The organism is Klebsiella sp. PK01 (assembly GCF_057624675.1).
On sequence record NZ_JBYEZM010000005.1, the window covers coordinates 315,376 to 335,150 of the forward strand.

The following is a 19,775-nucleotide window of genomic DNA, read 5'->3' on the forward strand; positions in this document are numbered from 1 at the left end:
ATCGTTAATTGCCGCGATTGTAGCGCGAGGCTTAAAAGGTTCCACCGATGGTTGCGATTACTCCGGTACGATCCAACTTACGGTCGCGTGACCGGTACCGGCTGGAACCAGTTTGCTGTGCAGCCACGGCAGCACGTTATTCATCTGCTGTTCCAGCTTCCACGGCGGGTTGATGACGATCATCCCGGAGGCGGTCATGCCGCGCTGGTCGCTGTCCGGACGCACCGCCAGCTCGATTTGCAGAATTTTGCGAATACCTGTGGCTTCTAAATCTTTAATCATGCGTTTGATTTGCGCGCGCAGCACCACCGGATACCACAGCGCGTAGGTGCCGGTGGCGAAGCGTTTATAACCTTCGTTAATCCCGGTGACCACCGCCTGATAATCGGTTTTAATTTCGTACGGCGGGTCGATAAGAATCAGACCGCGACGGGAAACCGGCGGCAGCTTGGCCTTCAGCTGCTGATAGCCATCGGCTTTGTCGACGCGCGCGCGGCTGTCTTTCTGGAACTCGGCGCGCAGCAGCGGGAAGTCGCTCGGGTGCAGTTCGGTCATCTGCAGGCTGTCCTGCTCGCGCAGCAGCTGGCGCGCGATAAGCGGCGAACCCGGGTAGTAACGCAGCTGGCCGCTGCGGTTGAAGTGCTCGACGACCGAAATATACGGCTCCAGCTCGGTCGGCAGATCGTCCTGCTGCCAGATACGGGCGATGCCTTCAAGGTATTCGCCAGTACGTTCGGCGTGCTCGCCGCTCAGCTGATAGCGGCCCGCGCCGGCGTGGGTGTCCAGGTAGAGAAACGGTTTTTCTTTCTCTTTCAGCGATTCAATGATCAAACTCTGAACGGTGTGTTTAAGGACGTCGGCGTGGTTGCCTGCGTGAAAGCTGTGGCGATAACTGAGCATGGATGCAGAGATTCCGGGAAGTAAACAAGTTAACCGACAGTTTACCGCAGTTCGCCCAGGATTGCCGCTGTCGCACCGCCTGTCATTGAAATTCCCGCAACTATCCCCCATTCTAGATCTCATGCAAAAGCGCCGGAACGCGCGCTTCATTCACCTTCTTCAACAGGACAGCGCATATGACCAATCCATTACTGACGCCTTTTTCATTGCCGCCTTTTTCTGCGATTAAACCAGAGCACGTGGTCCCTGCGGTCACCAAAGCGCTGGATGATTGCCGGGCCGCGGTGGAAAGCGCGGTGGCGCACGGCGCGCCGTATAGCTGGGAAAATCTTTGCCAGCCGCTGGCGGAAGTGGACGATGTGCTGGGACGCATCTTCTCGCCAATCAGCCATTTGAATTCGGTAAAAAACAGCCCGGAACTGCGTGAAGCCTACGAACAGACGCTGCCGCTGCTCTCCGAGTACAGCACCTGGGTCGGCCAGCATGAAGGCCTGTATAAAGCCTACCGCGATCTGCGCGACGGCGATAACTACGCCACCTTGAATACCGCGCAGAAAAAAGCGGTCGATAACGCCCTGCGCGATTTCGAATTATCCGGTATTGGCCTGCCGGCAGAAGCGCAGAAACGCTACGGCGAAATCGCCGCGCGCCTCTCTGAGCTTGGCAATCTGTACAGCAACAACGTGCTTGATGCCACCATGGGCTGGAACAAGCTGGTGACCGACGTCGCCGATCTCGCTGGCATGCCGGAAAGCGCGCTGGCCGCCGCTCAGGCCCAGGCGCAGGCGAAAGAGCAGGAAGGGTATCTGCTGACGCTGGATATCCCGAGCTATCTGCCGGTGATGACCTACTGCGACAATCAGGCGCTGCGCGAAGAGATGTATCGCGCCTATTCCACCCGCGCCTCCGATCAGGGCCCGAACGCTGGTAAATGGGATAACAGCCCGGTGATGGCGGAGATCCTCGCGCTGCGTCACGAACTGGCGCAACTGTTGGGCTTTGACAGCTACGCCTTTAAATCTCTGGCCACCAAAATGGCCGAAAACCCGCAGCAGGTGCTCGATTTCCTGACCGACCTCGCAAAACGCGCGCGTCCTCAGGGCGAGAAAGAGCTAGCTCAGCTGCGTGCTTTCGCCAAAGCCGAGTTTGGCGTCGATGAACTGCAACCGTGGGATATCGCTTACTACAGCGAAAAACAGAAACAGCATCTCTACAGCATCAGCGATGAGCAGCTGCGCCCGTATTTCCCGGAAAACAAAGCCGTTAACGGCCTGTTTGAAGTGGTTAAGCGCATTTATGGCATCACCGCCAAAGAGCGTACCGATGTCGATGTGTGGCATCCGGAAGTGCGTTTCTTCGAGCTGTATGACGAAAATAACGAGCTGCGCGGCAGCTTCTATCTCGACCTGTATGCTCGCGAACATAAACGCGGCGGGGCGTGGATGGACGACTGCGTCGGCCAGATGCGTAAACTGGATGGCTCCTTGCAAAAACCGGTCGCTTATCTGACCTGTAACTTCAACCGCCCGGTAAACGGCAAACCGGCGCTGTTCACGCACGATGAAGTAATTACCCTGTTCCACGAGTTCGGCCATGGTCTGCACCACATGCTGACCCGCATTGATACCGCTGGCGTTTCCGGCATCAGCGGGGTGCCGTGGGATGCGGTCGAGCTGCCGAGCCAGTTTATGGAAAACTGGTGCTGGGAGCCGGAAGCGCTGGCCTTTATCTCCGGTCATTACGAAACCGGTGAACCGCTGCCGCAGGAACTGCTGGAGAAAATGCTGGCGGCGAAAAACTACCAGGCGGCGATGTTTATTCTGCGCCAACTGGAGTTCGGTCTGTTCGATTTCCGTCTACACGCGGAATACTCGCCGGAGCAGGGGGCGAAAATCCTCGAGACGCTGGCCGAGATTAAAAAGCAGGTCGCCGTGGTGCCTGGCCCAACCTGGGGCCGCTTCCCGCATGCATTCAGCCACATCTTTGCGGGCGGCTACGCGGCGGGCTACTACAGCTACCTGTGGGCCGACGTGCTGGCGGCGGATGCCTTCTCGCGCTTCGAAGAAGAGGGGATTTTCAACCGCGAAACCGGTCAGTCATTCCTCGACAATATCCTGAGCCGCGGCGGTTCCGAAGAGCCGATGGTGCTGTTCAAACGCTTCCGCGGGCGCGAGCCGCAGCTGGACGCGATGCTTGAGCATTACGGGATCAAAGGCTGATTGCTACGTGAAGATCTGCTTAATTGATGAAACAGGCGCCGGTGACGGCGCCTTATCTGTTTTGGCCACCCGTTGGGAGCTGGAGCATGATGCTGAGAATCCGATGGCGCTGGTGTTGACGGCCGAGCATCTGGAACTGCGCAAGCGTGATGAGCCCAAACTTGGCGGCATCTTTGTCGATTTCGTCGGCGGGGCGATGGCCCATCGGCGCAAGTTTGGCGGCGGCCGCGGCGAAGCGGTAGCCAAAGCGGTGGGTATTAAAGGCGATTATCTGCCGGATGTTGTCGACGCCACCGCCGGCCTGGGGCGTGATGCCTTTGTGCTGGCGTCGGTCGGCTGCCGCGTGCGGATGCTGGAGCGTAATCCGGTGGTCGCCGCGCTGCTCGACGATGGTTTGAAACGTGGCTATGCCGATGCGGAGATCGGCGGCTGGCTGCAGGAGCGCCTGCAGCTGATTCATGCTTCCAGTCTGAATGCGCTGACCGATATCACCCCGCGCCCGCAGGTGGTGTATCTGGATCCAATGTTTCCCCATAAGCAGAAAAGCGCGCTGGTCAAAAAAGAGATGCGGGTATTTCAGTCGCTGGTAGGGCCGGATTTAGACGCCGATGGCCTGCTGGCGCCGGCGCGACAGCTGGCGACCAAACGAGTGGTGGTGAAGCGTCCGGATTATGCGCCGCCGCTGGCGGATGTCGCCACGCCGAACGCGGTGGTGACCAAAGGGCATCGGTTTGATATTTATGCCGGTACGCCGGAGTAATATTATGCCGTGATGGTATCTCCCGGATAGCGGCGCAACGCGCCTTATCCGGGCTACGGCTTAAGCCTTACCTGGGCTCGCTACTCGCGGTGTCGTTTTTTGTCGGGTGGCGGCTAACGCCTTACCCGACTTACGGTCCGCGCCATTGCGAGCTTAAGATCTCTACTTTGTCCCCATGGCTACTGAAACTGCCGGTGTTGGCGGCCAGAGCCCTCTGTGCGCTCCCTGCGCCATGAGAGACATAACGCAGAAGAAATATCGGGAGCGCAATCTGCTCTGAAATAATAAAAAACAACTCTTTTTCCCGGACTAAAAAAGTTGCCAACCGATAATAGTATCTACGGTCCGTGCGGCCTGCCTTTAATTAATTAATCATGATGGCTGACACTACTGGTGCTGGCGATCTCAAAATCCCCCGGTGGCGCTGCCGCTTACCGGGGCTACAGCACGATGCGATTTGGTAGCCCGGAGAAGGCGCAACGCGCCGCGTCCGGGAAAAACCCTTAAAAAGTTGCCAACCGATAACAGTATCTACTTAATAAGGCCTAATGAGGCCAACTATTCTGAAAGAAATCATTCTCTAATAGATAGCTTAAGTTTTCAGCCTGCCATGGGCAACCGAGGCATTTGCCGGGCATTTCAACTTCAATGGGCGCGATCGGATTGGTATATATGAGCGCGAACTTTCGCCAGAGAACGTTGCGCATTTTAATTTCGCGTATATCAGTATAAGGGATGCGCTGGTAATTATCTTTGTAATCATAAAACAATGAAAGATTGAGCTGGACTATTTGTGTATCGGCGAAGTACAGCACCGCTGGCTTCGAACGAATAAGACCATGAACATATTTCCGTTCATCAATGGTTTCATTTGGCAATAATTCGCTCAGTATCTGGAGCAAGTTATCCCTTTTAAACCCATTATTCATAATAATTCCTTTTATATTATTCGCCGCATGATTACGTATAAATATGAACGTAGTTTGCCATTTTTATGAGGTGAGGCCTGACGCGCTGTAATGTACTCTAGCATAATAAGGCGGGGAAAAAGTGTGGTGGGGAGAAAACTGAGAATTATGCTTGCTCTACTACAGACATATTATAAATATATATTAAAGCCAGCTTTTCATTTGTTCTCTAGATTAAAATAATGGCGGCCGTTGCCGCCTTTTATTCTCGCCCCGGCGGTTGTCGCCGGGGCGGCTAACGGGTTACTCGGCGCTGGCTGGGGTATTTATCATCCGGTTCAGCCACGGCACCATAAAGGCCATCACCACCGTCACCGCCAGGGTCACGAGGCCAATTTTACTGAACACGTTGGTGTAGATCGGTAGCGTCTGCAGGGGGTCGGTTATATTTTCCGGTACCGCGGTGAAGGTAGCGACATAGCCGCCCATCAGGAACGCGGCGGCCTGAGTCAGGAACCACATCCCCAGAATAAAGCCCATCAGCCGCTGCGGCACCAGCGCGGCAACCATCGCCAGTCCCAGGGCGCTAATCAGCAGTTCGCCGAGACTCTGGAACAGATAAACCAGCACGATAAACCACGGCGAGGTCAGTCCCTGCGGGTCGGCAAACCACATCCCGGCCGCCGCGGCGGTCAGAAAGCCCAGCGCGCACAGGAACATGCCGAGAGTGAATTTCATCGGCATGGTCAGGTCTTTGCCTTTGTTGCCAAGACGGGTGTAGATAGCCGCCAGTACCGGGCTGGCGACCACCACCCAGAACGGATTCAACGCCTGGAAACTCACCGGGTTAATCGTCATGCCGAGAATGTCGTGATGCACGTTATTGATGGCGAAGAAGTTGAGCGAGGTCGGCATCTGGGCGTACAGGATATAAAACACCACCGCTTCGAGCATCAGGATGAAGGCGACGAACATCTTGTTGCGGCCGGTTTTATCGAGGCGAAAAGCTTCGCGGAAGAAGAAAATCGTCACCACGATGGACAGCACAATCAGCACCAGGTTGGCGATTTTAACGTTATGCATCAGCCAGGCGCAGAGGAAAATCATCACCACGGTGCCGACCAGCACGTACAGCAGATTACGGAAACTCAGCGGCTGGTGATCCGGGGTGGAACCGATATCTTTCACCATTCCGCGGCAGGCGAAGTAGACCAGCAACGCGACGATAAGCCCGGCGCCGCACAGGTTGTAGGTTACCGCGTAGCCAAACTTATCGGCAATAACCGGCGCCAGCGACAGCGACAGCAGCGAACCGATGTTAATCGACATATAAAACAGGGTGAAGGCGCCGTCGAGACGGGCATCTTTAGGCGGATAGCATTTTGACAGTAGGCTCGCGGGATTGGCTTTAAACAGACCGTTGCCGACGGCGATCGTGCCAAGCGCGATAAAGATAAGATCGGGTTTGAGCAGCGACAGGCCGGTCATAAAGTAGCCGATAGCCAGCACGACGGCGCCGAGCACCAGCGTGCGTTTGGTTCCCAGCAGATGGTCACCGACATAGCCGCCAATGGAAATGAGGCCGTAGACCAGCGCCGCGAAGGCGCCAAAGGTGATAAATGCCTGTTCCTGAGAGAAACCAAGCTGTTTAACAAAGAACACCGCCAGGATGCCCTGGACGCCGTAATAGCCAAAACGCTCCCATAACTCTACAAAAAAGATCATGAAGAACGGACGGGGTTGCTGCAGCAAGCCCGTAGGTGCAGTTGTTTTCATATTCCTTCGCCTTTTAGTGCTATCCCAAAAAGTATGAACGCGTCTGCCAAAACGCGCCGAAAAAGTCTGATGACCCATCATGATGCGGTCATTGGCTGAATGTATAGATTATTATATAGATATTATTTCTGATAAATGGTTGATCACACTAACCGATATTAATTATCTGGATTGATATCCTGATGTGGTCGGTGCGCTTCAGGCGGGATACAGCATAAAAACAAAAACGCCCGCAGGTGCGGGCGTTGGCTGGCGAGGAGAAGCGGATTATTCGTCTTCTTCGTCGCGCAACGGTACGATCAGCATATCAACGTGAACGGTGTTGATCAGCTGACGCGCGGAGGACATCAGCTTGCTCCAGAAGTCCTGATGGTGACCGCAGACCACCAGGTCCATATCGTATTTTTTGATCGCGTCGACCAGCACCTGGCCAAGATCGCCGCTGCCGCTCAGGGTTTCGGTAATCGGGTAGCCGGCGTTAGTGGAAAGCTCGGTCAGCGCGTGGTGCGTCTCTTCAGAGATGCGTTTCTGCATGTCGCCCAGATTGACATCGATAAGACCGGTGTAGAGGTCGGAGTAATTCACATCCACGTGAATCAGGGAAACTTTCGCATTGTAGGGGCGCGCCATAGAAACCGCTTTCTCTACCAGCACTTTGCTTTCCGGTGATAGGTCTACTGCAATAAGAATGTGTTTGTAAGCCATAGTGTTACTCCTTCCATAAGTTGTCGATGACCGTTGGACCAGACAGCCTGTGCTGCCGATTCGCCCGCGTCCTGCAAGCTAGATTCGCGGGGGGCTAAGCCTTTAAGGACTTAATTGTAGAAGATAATTTCTACAATATAGCGCCCCTCGCACTCCGTCAATGCACCTGGTTCACCGTTAGTTAAACAAATTATTCCGTCTTACGTATTGATAACGATTAACCTTGTGGTAAAAAAATTAACTGATCTCCTACACTATTTAATGAGCCGGTTGGATAAATAAACGTGACCGGTATCGCACTCTTTTACTGTACGGTGGGTTGGATGATATTGGGGAGCGGTAGTCCCGGAGGGATCTCCGTGGATGGGTCGCCGGGGAGGAAGTATGATCAGCACTGTTGCGCTGTTTTGGGCCCTGTGTATCGTTTGTGTGGTGAATATGGCACGCTACTTCTCATCGTTGCGTGCATTATTGGTTGTGCTACGTGGTTGCGATCCCTTGCTCTATCAATATGTTGATGGCGGAGGTTTTTTCACCTCGCATGGGCAGCCCAGTAAACAAATGCGGCTGGTTTGGTATATCTATGCCCAACGATATCGCGATCATCATGATGACGAGTTTATTCGTCGCTGTGAGCGTGTTCGCCGGCAGTTCATCCTGACCAGCGCGCTATGTGGTCTGGTGCTGGTGAGTATGATTGCGCTGCTTATCTGGCATTGAGCTGCGCTGAATAGACGGCAAAAAAAATGGGCCAGTTTCCTGACCCATTTTTCGCATGACTACTGCTTAGATAAGCTTCAGAGCCAGCCAGTACAGCACGCCTGACAGCAAAATCGCTGCCGGCAGGGTGAGAACCCATGCCATCAGGATGCTGGTGACGGTTTTCTTCTGCAGGCCGCCGCCATCAACGAGCATCGTCCCCGCAACCGAGGAGGAGAGCACGTGGGTGGTAGAAACAGGCATCCCGGTGTAGCTTGCAAGGCCGATAGACACCGCAGCGGTCATCTGTGCGGACATACCTTGCGCGTAGGTCATACCCTTCTTACCAATCTTCTCGCCGATAGTGGTCGCCACGCGGCGCCAGCCGATCATGGTACCAATACCCAGCGCCAGCGCGACCGCCATAATGATCCAGATTGGCGCATACTCGATGGTGCTCAGCATATCGGTTTTCAGTTTCTTCAGCAGGCGCTGGTCGTCAGAGCTCACATCCGGCAGTTTGGCCACTTTGTCGGTGGTGTCGGAGATGCAGAGCATAATACGACGCAGCTGGCCGCGCTGATCCACTGACAGCGAATCGTAGCTTTCCGTTCCGGTGAGCATTGTCTTCACGCGGTCAAGCGCATTGATGGTGTTCGCCGGATGGCAGTGGAACTCGCCGTTGGCCGCGGTGTTGGTCTCCGGCGACGGAACCAGTTGATCAACGCCGGTGGCTTTCTTCAGCAGCTCAGGACGCTGTTGGAAGAAGGTTTCCACGTTGTTGACCGCATCGCGGGTACGAGTGATTTCGTAACCTGACGCGTTCATGTTGACCACGAAGCCCGCCGGCGCGACGCCAATCAGTACCAGCATGACCAGACCAATGCCTTTCTGCCCATCGTTGGCGCCGTGCGAGAACGACACGCCAATAGCGGACAGGATCAGCGCGATACGGGTCCAGAACGGCGGTTTTTTCTTACCGTCTTTCTTTTCGCGTTCCGCTGGGGTCAGGTGGATACGAGCACGTTTTTTGGTACCGCTCCAGTAACGACGCAGAATGAAAATCAGGCCGCCCGCTACCACCAGGCCAACGATCGGCGAGACGATAAGCGAGGCAAAAATGCCGATGACTTTCGGGATATTCAGCGCATCAACCACTGAAGTACCGGTCATCAGCGCATTGGTTAAACCAATACCGATGATGGCGCCAATCAGGGTGTGAGAACTGGAGGCCGGGAGGCCGAAATACCAGGTTCCGAGGTTCCAGATGATGGCCGCCAGCAGCATAGAGAACACCATGGCGAGGCCATGTGCGGAACCCATGTTAAGCAGCAGGTCCGTTGGCAGCATATGCACGATGGCATAGGCTACGCTGAGACCGCCCAGCAGAACGCCGAAAAAGTTGAAGAGTGCCGCCATCGCAACAGCAAGCTGCGACCGCATTGCGCGAGTGTAGATCACCGTTGCAACAGCGTTTGCGGTATCATGAAAACCGTTAATCGCTTCGTAAAACAGTACAAAAGCTAAAGCAAGCAATAATAATAGTCCGGTATGTAAATCCAGACCGGCAAATAAATGTAGCATAGGACGTTACGCCATTTTGAGGACATGAACGCGGCGCATTATCAGTGACTTTAGCGGCGCGGGCAAAGTGAAATATAGACTTTTTTTGATTTTCTTCCTGTTTGGGTTTTACCCGGTTGGGAGTAATCCTATATCTTTCAAAGACGTAACTGAATGTTGTTTTTTTCGTGCTGGTGTGACCAGAGTGAAATATTTACAATTCCCGACAATTCGGGAATGAGGAAAGTTGAGTGGAAAGGTTTGATGCCATTGTGATCGGCGCCGGTGCGGCGGGAATGTTTTGTGCGGCGCAGGCGGGGCAGTTGGGTTGCCGGGTGCTGCTGCTCGATAATGGCAAAAAGCCGGGGCGCAAAATCCTGATGTCCGGCGGCGGACGCTGCAACTTTACCAACATGTATGTCGAACCCGCGGCATATCTCAGCCAAAACCCGCATTTTTGCAAATCTGCGCTGGCGCGCTACACCCAGTGGGATTTTATAGAACTGGTCGGTAAATATGGCATTGCCTGGCATGAGAAAACGCTGGGCCAGCTGTTTTGTGATGATTCAGCGGAGCAAATCGTCAATCTGCTGCTGTCGGAATGTGAAAAGGGCGGCGTACAGATCCGTCTGCGCAGCGAAATTCTTAGCGTCGAGCGCGATGAACAAGGCTACCGGCTACAGGTTAACGGTGAAACGCTGGCGGCGAAGAAGCTGGTAATCGCCTCCGGCGGCCTGTCGATGCCGGGGCTCGGCGCGTCGCCGTTTGGCTACAAGGTAGCCGAGCAGTTTGGCCTGAAGGTATTGCCGACCCGCGCCGGGCTGGTGCCGTTTACCCTGCATAAACCGCTGCTTGAACAGCTGCAGGTGCTTTCCGGCGTTTCGGTTCCTGCTACCATTACCGCCGAGAACGGTACGCTGTTCCGCGAAAATTTGCTGTTTACCCATCGCGGCCTTTCCGGCCCGGCGGTGCTGCAGATTTCCAGCTACTGGCAGCCCGGCGAGTTTGTCACCGTCAACCTGCTGCCGGACTGCGATCTTGAGGCGTTCCTCAACGAGCAGCGAGGCGCTCATCCGAACCAAAGCCTGAAAAATACCCTCGCGATGCAGTTGCCGAAGCGGCTGGTCGAATGTTTACAGCAGCTTGGGCAAATTCCGGACGTGACGCTCAAGCAGTTGAACGTTCGCGATCAGCAGGCGCTGGTGGAGACGCTAACCGCGTGGCGCGTGCAGCCGAACGGCACTGAAGGTTATCGTACTGCGGAAGTGACGCTCGGCGGCGTGGATACCAATGAGCTTTCGTCACGCACCATGGAGGCGCGCAAAGCGCCGGGGCTTTACTTTATCGGTGAAGTGATGGACGTCACCGGTTGGCTCGGCGGCTATAACTTCCAGTGGGCGTGGTCAAGCGCCTGGGCCTGCGCGCAGGCATTGGCGGAAATTTAATCCGAGAGCCCGGGCACCCTGGCGCCCGGGCTGTTTCGATCAGTTCAGCCCAAGAAAATACTGGGCGATTTTGAAATAGATAATCAGCCCGGTGCCATCAATCAGCGTGGCGATAAACGGCGCGGAAACCACCGCCGGGTCGATACCGACCCGCTTAAGCAACATCGGAATAACCGAAGACACCACCGCGCTCCACAGAGTAATGCAGACCAGCGTCAGGCTGACGATCAGCGTGATTTCCATGCCAATCCCCATCATCCAGGCGCGCAGGCAGCCCGCCAGACCCAGGGTCAGGGCAATCAGAAACGAGGTCGACACCTCTTTGCGGATAACCCGTCCCATGTCACGTAAGCGGACTTCACCCAACGCCATCGAACGCACCAGCGTTGAGGTTATCTGAGTTCCGCTGTTGCCGCCGGTGCCGATCAGTAACGGGATGAAGAAGGCCAGCGCGATGGCAGATTCCAGCGCCTCTTCAAAATGCTGCAGCACGCTGCTGGTGTAGGCTTCGGCAACAAATAACAGTAGCAGCCAGACCGAGCGTTTCTTCCACAGCGTCCATGGACTGATTTCCAGATACGGTTTTTCCAGCGGTAGCGTCGCCCCTTGCAGCTGGGCGTCTTCGGTGACGTCATCCTCCAGCAGATGGGCAATTTCTTTTTCCATCAGGCAGCCGACCAGCTCCCCTTTATCGACAACCGGCACCAGATCGAGGCCGCGCTCGGTGAGTTCGGCAATGACCTGAGGGCGCTCATCGTCGGGTTTAACGCGGAACAGACAGCTGTCCATCAGGTAGCGAATAGACTGGCCTACCTCTACCTCCTGCAATAGTTTTTTGACTGATAAGCTGCCGCGCAACTTGTTACCGGCGACGACAAATACCTGGCCGGGGATATCGTCGCTGGCGAGCTGCGAGATAAAGTGTTCACGCGCCTCATGGACGCTGAAATGTTCCTGCAACGTAATAAAATCGGTACGCATGTACTGGGCGATCGCATCGCCGTCGAAGCCAGAGGTCGCCTGATGCGCGGCGCAGAGTTGAATGGAAGACATGATTAAAATCCCTATAAAAAATCACTCATAGGGGCGAACAAGACAGGGTTAGCGCAGGCAGATCCCTACGTCCTGGTTTTAGCACTGCATAACGTATCTGAACGGTTATGACCGCCAGAAGTTACCTTGGCAACACCTTGATTCGATGGAAGCCTGTATTTCCCTGAGTGGTCTCTCTCGATACCAACAGGGCGGTAACTTGTATTTATGCAGGAGCCTCGCCATAACGAGATCGTTAAGTGAGGCGCCATTATTGGCGAACAGGGATAATTCACATAGCGTATAGTTTATGTGGTTTATCAACTGTTGATAAACAAAGTTTGCCTGGTAAGAAGTTGACTTCACATTGTGCTATCAGAAAAATGATTTCAGTAGGTGAACTCATGCGGCAAGGAGGGGTAAAACCATGATCAAACCTAAAACGCCAAATTCAATGGAGATTGCCGGGCAGCCTGCTGTTATCAACTACGTGCCTGAACTCAATGCATTCCGCGGTAAGTTCCTGGGATTATCAGGATATTGCGATTTTGTTTCCGATAGCATTCAAGGGTTACAACAGGAGGGCGAGATATCATTACAGGAATATCTTGCTGATTGTCGTGAAGCGGGCATCGAGCCTTACGCTCAGCCGGAAAAGCTGAAAACCTTCACATTGCGCTATCCTGAATCATTTGGTGAGCGTCTTAGCTCCGCCGCTGCAGAGGAGCAGGTTTCCGTAAATACCTGGATCCTTGAGACGCTCAATGAACGTCTCAAACAGGCTTAAAACAGTCTGCATCAAATTGCCATCGTTTTAATTATCATCCGCTAAACACTGCAAATGCCCATGCCGCACGCCGCGCTGGGCAATAACCTCGTCGGCAAAATGCTGTACTTCGTCCATGTTGCCTTTTAGCACCGCGATCTCCAGACAGTCATCATGATTGATGTGGACATGTAACGTGGCGACCGAGAGATCGTGATGCTGATGCGAGGAGGCGACCAGCCGGCTCGCCAGTTCGCGTTTTTCATGCTCATACACGTACGACAGGACCGCATAGCCGCGCTGCGCCGCCTGCTGTAGCGGATTGTGGTGGAGCGCGTCACGCAGAATATCGCGCACCGCTTCCGAGCGGTTGTGATAGCCGCGGTGGGCGCTGTGCGCGTCGAGCGCGGCCAGCAGGTCATCATCCAGAGTCAGGGTTACGCGCTGCATGGCATGGCCTCGTTAAGCAGAGTGTGGGGAAAGGGCGGGAGCACCGCGCGCTGTAGCGCCTGTCCGGCAGCGGATGTAAGGCGCAGCGGCAGACTAACCGTTGCCGTTTCGACGATACGTCCGCTCTCCATCACCAGCACCCGCTGGCAAAAACGCTCCACCAGCCGCAGGTCGTGGGTGATAAACAGGCAGGCGGTGGCGAACTGCGCCTGCAGGCGTTTGAGCAGGGCGATAATTTCCGCCTGAAGCATCAGATCGAGATTCGATACCGCTTCGTCGAGAATTAATAGCTGCGGCCGGACCACCAGCGCCCGCGCCAGGCACACGCGCTGCAGCTGTCCGCCGCTGAGCTGCGCCGGACGCTTGTCGAGCAGCGCCGGGGCGAGGTCAACCGCCAGCAGCATCTCCTCCACCCGCTGCGTACGCTCATCGCGCGATAAACTAAACAGGTGCCGCAGCGGCTCGTTGATAATCTCGCGCACCGTTTTGCGCGGATTCACCGCGCTAATGGCATCCTGAAACACCAGCTGAATATCGCGGCGAAAGGCGCCGATCGCCTCCCCCTTCAGGGAGGTCAGCGACGCGCCGCGCCAGGCTACCTCGCCATACCGCGGCGTTTCGAGACCGACCAGCATCCGCGCCAGGGTACTTTTGCCGCAGCCGCTGCGCCCGAGCAGCGCCATCGTTTCACCGGGGGCGATGTCGAACTGGATATCGCGCAATACCGGGCCATGATGGGGGTAATCGTGGCTCACTGCGTTTACGCTGAGTAAATTCATGGTGTTTTCTCCAGGCCATACAGCGCCAGATGGGCGGCCAGCAGGCGCTGGCTGAGCGAGTGCTGCGGGGCGCTAAATAGCGTGTTAACGTCGCAGCGTTCAACAAGACGACCGTTTTCCATCACCGCCACGTCATGCGCCAGACGGGCGACAACGCCCATATCATGGGTCACCAGCAGCAGCCCCTGTCCGCGGTTGGCGACGATATCCGCCAGCAGGTCGAGAATGCGCGCCTGGGCGACGGCATCAAGGTCGGTGGTCGGCTCGTCGGCGATAATAAACGGCGCGCGGCTGAGCAGGGCCAGGGCCACCATCATCCGCTGCAGCATGCCGCCGCTCATCTCGAAGGGATAACGCTTAAGTAGCGAGAGCGGATTTTCCAGTCCCACTTCTTCCATCGTTGCCAGCAGGGCGGCGTTATTGACTTCGTAACCTGTCGCCCGACAGGTCTCCCGCGCATGCGCCGCCATGGTGTGCAGCGGATTAAAGGCGCTGCGCGGATTTTGCATAATGGTGGCGATGGTCGCGCCGCGCAGCTGTTCGCCATACACCGGGATACCGTCGAGCAGCACCCGGCCCGCGGTTTGCCTGACGCCAGGCGGTAAAATACCGAGCGTGGCGGCGCAGGTCAGCGATTTACCGCTGCCGCTACTGCCGAGCAGCGCCAGCACCTGACCGCGGCGCAGGGTAAGGGAAACGTCGCTGACCAGCGGACGGTCGGCGACGAGCGAAAGTTGTTCCAGTTGGATCTTTTGCGGCATCAGTGGTTATGCTCCGCGATCAGCTGAGGATCGAGACGATCGCGCAGCGCGTCGCCCACCAGATTAAAAGCCATCACGCTGATAAACAGCGCCAGTCCGGGCCAGACCATTTGCAGCGGCTGCGTCCAGATGTACTGGCGGGCGTCGTTGATCATCACCCCCCATTCCGCCGTTGGCGCGCTGACGCCGAGGCCGAGGAACGACATCCCGGCTACGTGGAGCATCATATGACCGATATCCAGCGAGGCGAGCACCAGCAGCGAAGGGAGCACCGCACCGGCCAGATGGTCACGGAACAATGGCCAATGGCCCGCGCCGCTCAGGCGCGCGGCGAGAATAAACTCGCGCTGGCGCAGAGAGACCACCAGGTTACGCACCATCCTTGCGTACCAGGCCCAGTGCGACAGCGCAATGGCGATAATCACGTTGCTAAGACCGGTACCGAGTACGCCGACCATAAAGAACGAAAGTATTGAGGTCGGGAAGGTCATAAATAGCTCGGCCAGGCGCATCAGGCCGCGATCGACGCGGCCGCCCACCATCCCGGCGCTGCCGCCGACCGTAAGGCCTATCAGCAGCACCAGCAGCAGGCAGGCCATCACCGCGCCCAGCGAGACGCGGGTGGCGGCCAGCAGGCGCGAGAAAATATCCCGGCCGAGGTGATCGGTACCGAGCCAGTGGGCGTCGCCTGGAGAGAGCAGACGTTGATGGAGATCGATGGCCGCCGGGTCATAGGGCAGCCACCAGCCGCTGCTCATGGCGATTGCCGCCAGCAGCGCAATAATGAGTAGCGCCAGTTTTACCGGCCAGCGGAAGGTCGCGAACAGCGTCATACGGCGGCCTCCTCATGGCGGCGCAGGCGCGGATCGAGCGCGGCGTTAAGCAGGTCGACCGCCAGATTGGCCAGCACGAACACTGCCACCATCATCAGGGTAAAGCATTGGATCACCGGGTAGTCGCGATTGAAAATCGCGGAAACCGCATAGCGACCGACGCCGGGCCAGGCGAAGATATTTTCGATGATCATCGTGCCGCCAATCAGCTCGCCGATGTGCATACCCAGTGCCGTCACCACCGGCAAGGTCGCGTTACGCAGCACGTGCCGCCGCTCAATCTGACCTTCGCTCAGCCCGCGCAGACGCGCCCAGACCACGTGGCGCTGGCTGGACACTTCCAGCATGCTGGCGCGCAGCAGACGGGCATTGATCGCCAGCGACATCAGGGCGATGGAAAACGCCGGCAGCAGCAGATGTCGCCAGCCGCCGTAGCCCATCGCCGGTAGCCAGCGCAGATGGACGGAAAAGAACATTACCAGCAAAAAGGCCAGCCAGAAGTTGGGCATTGAGACGCCGAGAAAGGCAATCAAACGTACGGCGAAATCGGGTAAGCGGTCGCGATGGCGCGCGGCCCAGATCCCCAGCGGCAGCGAGGTCAGCAGAATAATCACCAGCGCCGCGCCGGTGAGTTGCAGCGTCGCCGGCAGAAAATGCAGCAGGTCGTCCAGCACCGGGCGCTGGCTGGCGTAGGAGACGCCGAAATCGAGATGTAGCGCGCGCCACAGCCAGTGTAGATACTGCCGCGCCAGCGGCTGATTGAGCCCGAGCTGCTCGCGGGTAGCGGCAATCATTTCGCTGGTGGGCGGCACGTTGGAGAGACGCAGATAGTCCAGCGCCGGGTCGCCGGCGCCAAGACGTAACAACAGGAAGATGATCGCCGAGGCGGCAAGCAGCATCAACGGCAGCGGGAGCAGGCGGCGAAGAAGATATTTCAGCATCATGGCGCCACCGGCGTAATCAGCTCTAACGGCAGATCGGTGGTCACCGGCGCGAAGGGCACTTCGCCCAGCGTTTTGCGGGCGACGGACATCAGCGAGACGTAGCTTATCGGCAGATAGACCGCTTCGTTGTGCAGACGGGTGAGGATATCGCGATACAGTTCGCGACGGCGGCTCTCGTCGGTGGTGGTCAGGACCTCTCCTATCTCTTGATCAATCATTGCCTTATCCGGCAGGCCACGCTGCGCCTGATAGTCGGCGTGCGAAGGGACGCGCATCGAACTCATAAACGCGTGCGGGTCGAATGGCGCTCCCCAGGTATGGTTGAAGATCATCGTGAAGCGGCCATCGTGCTGGCGGGCATAGATACTGCTCTCCTCTTCGCCGACCAGCCCGACATCGATACCTACCTGGCGCAGGTCGGCCTGGATGATTTCCGCCATCGACTTAGCCAGCGCATCGGTGCCGATAAAAGCCAGTTCAAGTCGCAACGGGCGCCCGTCTTTTTCACGAATATCCTTGCCGGGCGTTAGCGTCCAGCCGGCGTTTTCCAGTAGCGTACGGGCCTTATCCGGATTGAAGCGGCGCGCCAGCAGGTTATCCGGCGCGTAAGGTACCGAGGGCGCGAAAAGCGTATCGGCGACCTGCTGAGTGCCGTACAGCACGCCGTCAATGAGCGCCTGTTTATTGACGGCATAGTTAAGCGCCTCGCGTACCGCCAGTTCATTCGTTGGCGCTTGCAGCGTATTGAGCGCCAGCATCACGGTTTGCGTCGGGGCGGAAAGACGCGTGCGGTACGCGTCCTGCTGGCGAAAACGGGCGAACGTATCCAGCGGCAATAGCCCTTCATCACCATACAGCAGATCAACTTCACCGGTTTCAAAGGCGACCGCCCGGCTGGTAGCATCAGGGATAACTTTCACGGTGACTTTCTCAAGCGCCGGTTTTTTGCCCCAGTAGCGCGGGTTGCGTACCAGTACATCCTGCTGATTAAGCTGCGAGCTGGCCAGCATCCACGGACCGGTGCCGATGGGCGCCTTGATGCCTCGCTGGGTACTACCGTCAACAAACTGCGAGGGGGCGATAAAACGAAACGGGCGGGGAAGGGCGAGTTCCTGCAGGAACGGGTAGTAGGCGCTTTTCAGGGTGATTTGTAGTTCGTTATCGCTGAGCGCTTGAACGTCCGTTATCTGATTGGTCAACTCCAGCCAGGCGTGCCGCTGGCGGTTGGCCAGCACCGCCTGAAAATTGGCCACCGCGGCCTGGGCGTTAAAAGGTTCGCCGTTGGAGAAGTAGACATCATCACGTAGGGTGAAACGCCAGATTTTACCATCGGCTGAGTGGATCCAACGGGTAGCCAGCCAGGGGGTAACCCGGCCATTAGCCTGATATTTGACTAGCGGCTCATACACCATACTTTGGGCGAACATTTGGTTCGGCGTATACAGATGTGGATTGAGAGGACCGACGTTAACCGGCCAGGCGATGGCGATTTCATGCATGGCGGCGGGCGCGAGCAGAGGAATGCAGGCGCAGAGCGCCAGCAAGGTGGTGCGGAAAATAGACAAGGTTTACATCCAGAAGGAACGAAAAGTATGACGATTTTAATAATTTGTCATACTTAAGGAGTAACCTGGATCAATATGTTGGGAGAAAACCATAACAAAATCATATGTAGCATATGATTACGATTGTCTGAACAAATCCAGCAGGGTGGTGACCTGTTCATCGAGCGGCGCCAGATCCCGCTTGACTATCAAATGCAGCGGCGTGGCGCGGCGGGCGCCATGGCTCAGCGGCAGCGCTTTCAGCACGCCCTGTTCCAGGTGTGCGCGTATCCGCTCCTCCGGCAACCAGCCGAATCCCACCTGATACAGCACCGCATCTATAGCGGCATCAATAGTAGAAAAGGTCCAGGCATCGCGGGTGGATGAGGCGTCGCCGCTACGGTCGGCAATGCGGATCAGCGGCCAGGGGGCCAGCGCGTTGTCGTCAAGCAATTCATCCGATTGCGACAGCGGATGGTCGCGATGGGCGACCGCGATAAAGTCGATATTCATCAGCCATTCGCCGCGTCCGGTAATATCCTGGCGACGCGTTAAGACCATCACGTCGGCCTCGCTGCGGGCGGCGCTTGCCTCATCGACGTTTTCCAGCACTTCGGTCAGCCGAACCTGAGTTTGCGGGTAGCGTTGCTGAAACTGACGCAGAATGGCGAACAGCCGCTGGCGGGGGAAAATGCTGTCGACGACCAGATCCAGACGGGTGCGTACGCCGTTGCGCAGCGTCGCGGCGTGGGTCTCAACCCACGAAAAGGCCTTCAGTAACGGTTTCACCTGATTGAGCAGCAGTTCGCCAGCGGGCGTCAGCACCGCTCGCCGTCCGGACGGCGCCAGCAGCGCCACTCCTAAACGTTCCTGCAGCAGCGCCAGGTTATAGCTCACGGAAGACTGGCTGCGGTTGGTCTCTTCCGCGGCTTTGGCAAAGCTGCCCAGCTCAATCACTTTTTCCAATAGCGCCCATTGTTCCAGCGTGGTCTTGTGCATGATTCATCTAAAAATTAGATTATTTTCATCCAAACATAGCGTTATTCATTCAATTTTTAAAGCCGTATTCTTACCTCAACGAAACAGAGGAGAATAAATAATGAGCACTTTCGACAAACATGACCTCAGCGGCTTTATCGGTAAACATCTGGTTTATACCTACGACAACGGCTGGAACTACGAAATTTACGTTAAAAATGGCACCACTCTGGACTATCGTATTCACAGCGGCATCGTTGCCAACCGTTGGGTGAAAGACCAGCATGCGTACATCGTGCGGGTAGGCGAAAGCATTTATAAAATTTCCTGGACCGAACCAACCGGTACCGACGTCAGCCTGATCGTCAACCTGGGCGACAAACTGTTCCACGGCACTATATTCTTCCCCCGCTGGATCATGAATAACCCGGAAAAAACCGTCTGCTTCCAGAACGATCATATTCCGTTAATGAACGCCTATCGTGACGCCGGCCCGGCCTATCCGACCGAAGTGATTGATGAATTCGCGACTATCACCTTTGTTCGCGATTGCGGCGCGGATAATAACGATGTAATTAATTGCCCGGCTAATGAATTACCCGCAGATTTTCCTGCAAATTTGTAATACAGCAGAAATAATTCTGTGATCTAACGCTAATTTTTACCGATAGATTAAAACGTAAATAAAAATTTATTGCGGGCTGGTTGACGAT

At 56.2% G+C, this 19,775-nt stretch carries 19 protein-coding genes and 1 riboswitch; of the genes, 6 read left to right on the top strand and 13 right to left on the bottom strand.

What is annotated here, in order from left to right; genetic code table 11:
* Nucleotides 1–57: 57 nt before the first annotated feature.
* Entirely contained in the window at nucleotides 58–900 is an 843-nt protein-coding gene (locus AC22LX_RS17760) for a 23S rRNA (adenine(2030)-N(6))-methyltransferase RlmJ (protein ID WP_015703746.1), read from the bottom strand.
* Nucleotides 901–1,076: 176 nt separating this feature from the next.
* On the opposite strand from AC22LX_RS17760, the gene prlC reads away from it, so the two are divergent.
* Both prlC and rsmJ read left to right on the top strand, forming a co-directional pair.
* Nucleotides 1,077–3,119 (top strand): oligopeptidase A, encoded by a 2,043-nt coding sequence (gene prlC / locus AC22LX_RS17765; protein WP_045397157.1) that lies wholly within the window; start codon nucleotides 1,077–1,079, stop codon nucleotides 3,117–3,119.
* Nucleotides 3,120–3,126: 7 nt separating this feature from the next.
* Nucleotides 3,127–3,879: a 16S rRNA (guanine(1516)-N(2))-methyltransferase RsmJ gene (rsmJ, locus tag AC22LX_RS17770; RefSeq protein ID WP_045397154.1), complete on the top strand. Its 753-nt coding sequence runs from the start codon at nucleotides 3,127–3,129 to the stop codon at nucleotides 3,877–3,879.
* Nucleotides 3,880–4,424: 545 nt separating this feature from the next.
* On the opposite strand, the gene AC22LX_RS17775 is transcribed toward rsmJ, so the two are convergent.
* From AC22LX_RS17775 to uspA, 3 genes are all read right to left on the bottom strand, one after another.
* Nucleotides 4,425–4,808 (bottom strand): hypothetical protein, encoded by a 384-nt coding sequence (locus tag AC22LX_RS17775; RefSeq protein ID WP_045397151.1) that lies wholly within the window; start codon nucleotides 4,806–4,808, stop codon nucleotides 4,425–4,427.
* Nucleotides 4,809–5,090: 282 nt separating this feature from the next.
* On the bottom strand, nucleotides 5,091–6,563 hold the full coding sequence (dtpB, locus tag AC22LX_RS17780; RefSeq protein WP_045397149.1) for a dipeptide/tripeptide permease DtpB: 1,473 nt from the start codon (nucleotides 6,561–6,563) through the stop codon (nucleotides 5,091–5,093).
* Nucleotides 6,564–6,830: 267 nt separating this feature from the next.
* A complete protein-coding gene (gene uspA, locus AC22LX_RS17785; protein ID WP_004145166.1) occupies nucleotides 6,831–7,268 on the bottom strand; it encodes a universal stress protein UspA in 438 nt (145 codons plus the stop codon).
* Nucleotides 7,269–7,652: 384 nt separating this feature from the next.
* Here uspA and uspB point away from each other — a divergent pair, with 384 nt between their 5' ends.
* Nucleotides 7,653–7,988 carry a universal stress protein UspB gene (uspB, locus tag AC22LX_RS17790; RefSeq protein ID WP_015703743.1) on the top strand — a complete coding sequence of 112 codons (336 nt, stop codon included), beginning with the start codon at nucleotides 7,653–7,655 and terminating at the stop codon, nucleotides 7,986–7,988.
* Nucleotides 7,989–8,054: 66 nt separating this feature from the next.
* Here uspB and pitA read toward each other — a convergent pair whose 3' ends face one another.
* A complete protein-coding gene (pitA, locus tag AC22LX_RS17795) occupies nucleotides 8,055–9,551 on the bottom strand; it encodes an inorganic phosphate transporter PitA (protein WP_045397146.1) in 1,497 nt (498 codons plus the stop codon).
* Nucleotides 9,552–9,781: 230 nt separating this feature from the next.
* Between pitA and AC22LX_RS17800 the strand changes: the two genes are divergently transcribed.
* Entirely contained in the window at nucleotides 9,782–10,975 is a 1,194-nt protein-coding gene (locus AC22LX_RS17800; protein WP_047047843.1) for a BaiN/RdsA family NAD(P)/FAD-dependent oxidoreductase, read from the top strand.
* A gap of 39 nt (nucleotides 10,976–11,014) precedes the next feature.
* On the opposite strand, the gene AC22LX_RS17805 is transcribed toward AC22LX_RS17800, so the two are convergent.
* Nucleotides 11,015–12,028, bottom strand: coding sequence for a magnesium transporter (locus tag AC22LX_RS17805; RefSeq protein ID WP_320482746.1), 1,014 nt, complete (start codon nucleotides 12,026–12,028; stop codon nucleotides 11,015–11,017).
* Nucleotides 12,029–12,084: 56 nt separating this feature from the next.
* Nucleotides 12,085–12,266: riboswitch (M-box (ykoK) riboswitch) on the bottom strand.
* A gap of 168 nt (nucleotides 12,267–12,434) precedes the next feature.
* On the opposite strand from AC22LX_RS17805, the gene AC22LX_RS17810 reads away from it, so the two are divergent.
* Nucleotides 12,435–12,794 (top strand): type II toxin-antitoxin system HicB family antitoxin, encoded by a 360-nt coding sequence (locus tag AC22LX_RS17810; RefSeq protein ID WP_015703740.1) that lies wholly within the window; start codon nucleotides 12,435–12,437, stop codon nucleotides 12,792–12,794.
* A 27-nt stretch (nucleotides 12,795–12,821) separates the two neighbouring features.
* Here AC22LX_RS17810 and nikR read toward each other — a convergent pair whose 3' ends face one another.
* From nikR to AC22LX_RS17845, 7 genes are all read right to left on the bottom strand, one after another.
* The gene (nikR, locus tag AC22LX_RS17815; protein WP_049059221.1) at nucleotides 12,822–13,223 is read right to left on the bottom strand and encodes a nickel-responsive transcriptional regulator NikR; all 402 of its coding nucleotides are present in this window, start codon (nucleotides 13,221–13,223) and stop codon (nucleotides 12,822–12,824) included.
* Nucleotides 13,211–14,002: a nickel import ATP-binding protein NikE gene (gene nikE / locus AC22LX_RS17820; RefSeq protein WP_487334122.1), complete on the bottom strand. Its 792-nt coding sequence runs from the start codon at nucleotides 14,000–14,002 to the stop codon at nucleotides 13,211–13,213. Before nikE ends, nikR begins: the two co-directional genes overlap by 13 nt.
* Nucleotides 13,999–14,763 (bottom strand): nickel import ATP-binding protein NikD, encoded by a 765-nt coding sequence (gene nikD, locus AC22LX_RS17825; protein ID WP_487334123.1) that lies wholly within the window; start codon nucleotides 14,761–14,763, stop codon nucleotides 13,999–14,001. Before nikD ends, nikE begins: the two co-directional genes overlap by 4 nt.
* A complete protein-coding gene (gene nikC, locus AC22LX_RS17830) occupies nucleotides 14,763–15,596 on the bottom strand; it encodes a nickel ABC transporter permease subunit NikC (RefSeq protein WP_487334124.1) in 834 nt (277 codons plus the stop codon). The genes nikD and nikC overlap by 1 nt, the downstream gene beginning before the upstream one ends.
* On the bottom strand, nucleotides 15,593–16,537 hold the full coding sequence (nikB, locus tag AC22LX_RS17835) for a nickel ABC transporter permease subunit NikB (RefSeq protein ID WP_045397197.1): 945 nt from the start codon (nucleotides 16,535–16,537) through the stop codon (nucleotides 15,593–15,595). Before nikB ends, nikC begins: the two co-directional genes overlap by 4 nt.
* Complete coding sequence (gene nikA, locus AC22LX_RS17840) at nucleotides 16,537–18,105, bottom strand: nickel ABC transporter substrate-binding protein (RefSeq protein WP_063447379.1); 1,569 nt, start codon at nucleotides 18,103–18,105, stop codon at nucleotides 16,537–16,539. Before nikA ends, nikB begins: the two co-directional genes overlap by 1 nt.
* A 117-nt stretch (nucleotides 18,106–18,222) precedes the next feature.
* Nucleotides 18,223–19,083 (bottom strand): LysR family transcriptional regulator, encoded by an 861-nt coding sequence (locus tag AC22LX_RS17845; protein ID WP_049059225.1) that lies wholly within the window; start codon nucleotides 19,081–19,083, stop codon nucleotides 18,223–18,225.
* 97 nt (nucleotides 19,084–19,180) lie between these two features.
* Here AC22LX_RS17845 and AC22LX_RS17850 point away from each other — a divergent pair, with 97 nt between their 5' ends.
* Nucleotides 19,181–19,687, top strand: a complete 507-nt coding sequence (locus tag AC22LX_RS17850; protein ID WP_026612202.1) for a phenolic acid decarboxylase — start codon at nucleotides 19,181–19,183, stop codon at nucleotides 19,685–19,687.
* Nucleotides 19,688–19,775 lie beyond the last annotated feature (88 nt).

Coding starts and splice junctions, on each gene's coding strand:
- AC22LX_RS17760 (WP_015703746.1), bottom strand. CDS start 900: ATGCTCAGTTATCGCCACAGCTTTCACGCAGGCAACCACGCCGACGTC.
- prlC (WP_045397157.1), top strand. CDS start 1,077: ATGACCAATCCATTACTGACGCCTTTTTCATTGCCGCCTTTTTCTGCG.
- AC22LX_RS17775 (WP_045397151.1), bottom strand. CDS start 4,808: ATGAATAATGGGTTTAAAAGGGATAACTTGCTCCAGATACTGAGCGAA.
- dtpB (WP_045397149.1), bottom strand. CDS start 6,563: ATGAAAACAACTGCACCTACGGGCTTGCTGCAGCAACCCCGTCCGTTC.
- uspA (WP_004145166.1), bottom strand. CDS start 7,268: ATGGCTTACAAACACATTCTTATTGCAGTAGACCTATCACCGGAAAGC.
- uspB (WP_015703743.1), top strand. CDS start 7,653: ATGATCAGCACTGTTGCGCTGTTTTGGGCCCTGTGTATCGTTTGTGTG.
- pitA (WP_045397146.1), bottom strand. CDS start 9,551: ATGCTACATTTATTTGCCGGTCTGGATTTACATACCGGACTATTATTA.
- AC22LX_RS17805 (WP_320482746.1), bottom strand. CDS start 12,028: ATGTCTTCCATTCAACTCTGCGCCGCGCATCAGGCGACCTCTGGCTTC.
- AC22LX_RS17810 (WP_015703740.1), top strand. CDS start 12,435: ATGATCAAACCTAAAACGCCAAATTCAATGGAGATTGCCGGGCAGCCT.
- nikR (WP_049059221.1), bottom strand. CDS start 13,223: ATGCAGCGCGTAACCCTGACTCTGGATGATGACCTGCTGGCCGCGCTC.
- nikE (WP_487334122.1), bottom strand. CDS start 14,002: ATGAATTTACTCAGCGTAAACGCAGTGAGCCACGATTACCCCCATCAT.
- nikD (WP_487334123.1), bottom strand. CDS start 14,763: ATGCCGCAAAAGATCCAACTGGAACAACTTTCGCTCGTCGCCGACCGT.
- nikC (WP_487334124.1), bottom strand. CDS start 15,596: ATGACGCTGTTCGCGACCTTCCGCTGGCCGGTAAAACTGGCGCTACTC.
- nikB (WP_045397197.1), bottom strand. CDS start 16,537: ATGCTGAAATATCTTCTTCGCCGCCTGCTCCCGCTGCCGTTGATGCTG.
- AC22LX_RS17845 (WP_049059225.1), bottom strand. CDS start 19,083: ATGCACAAGACCACGCTGGAACAATGGGCGCTATTGGAAAAAGTGATT.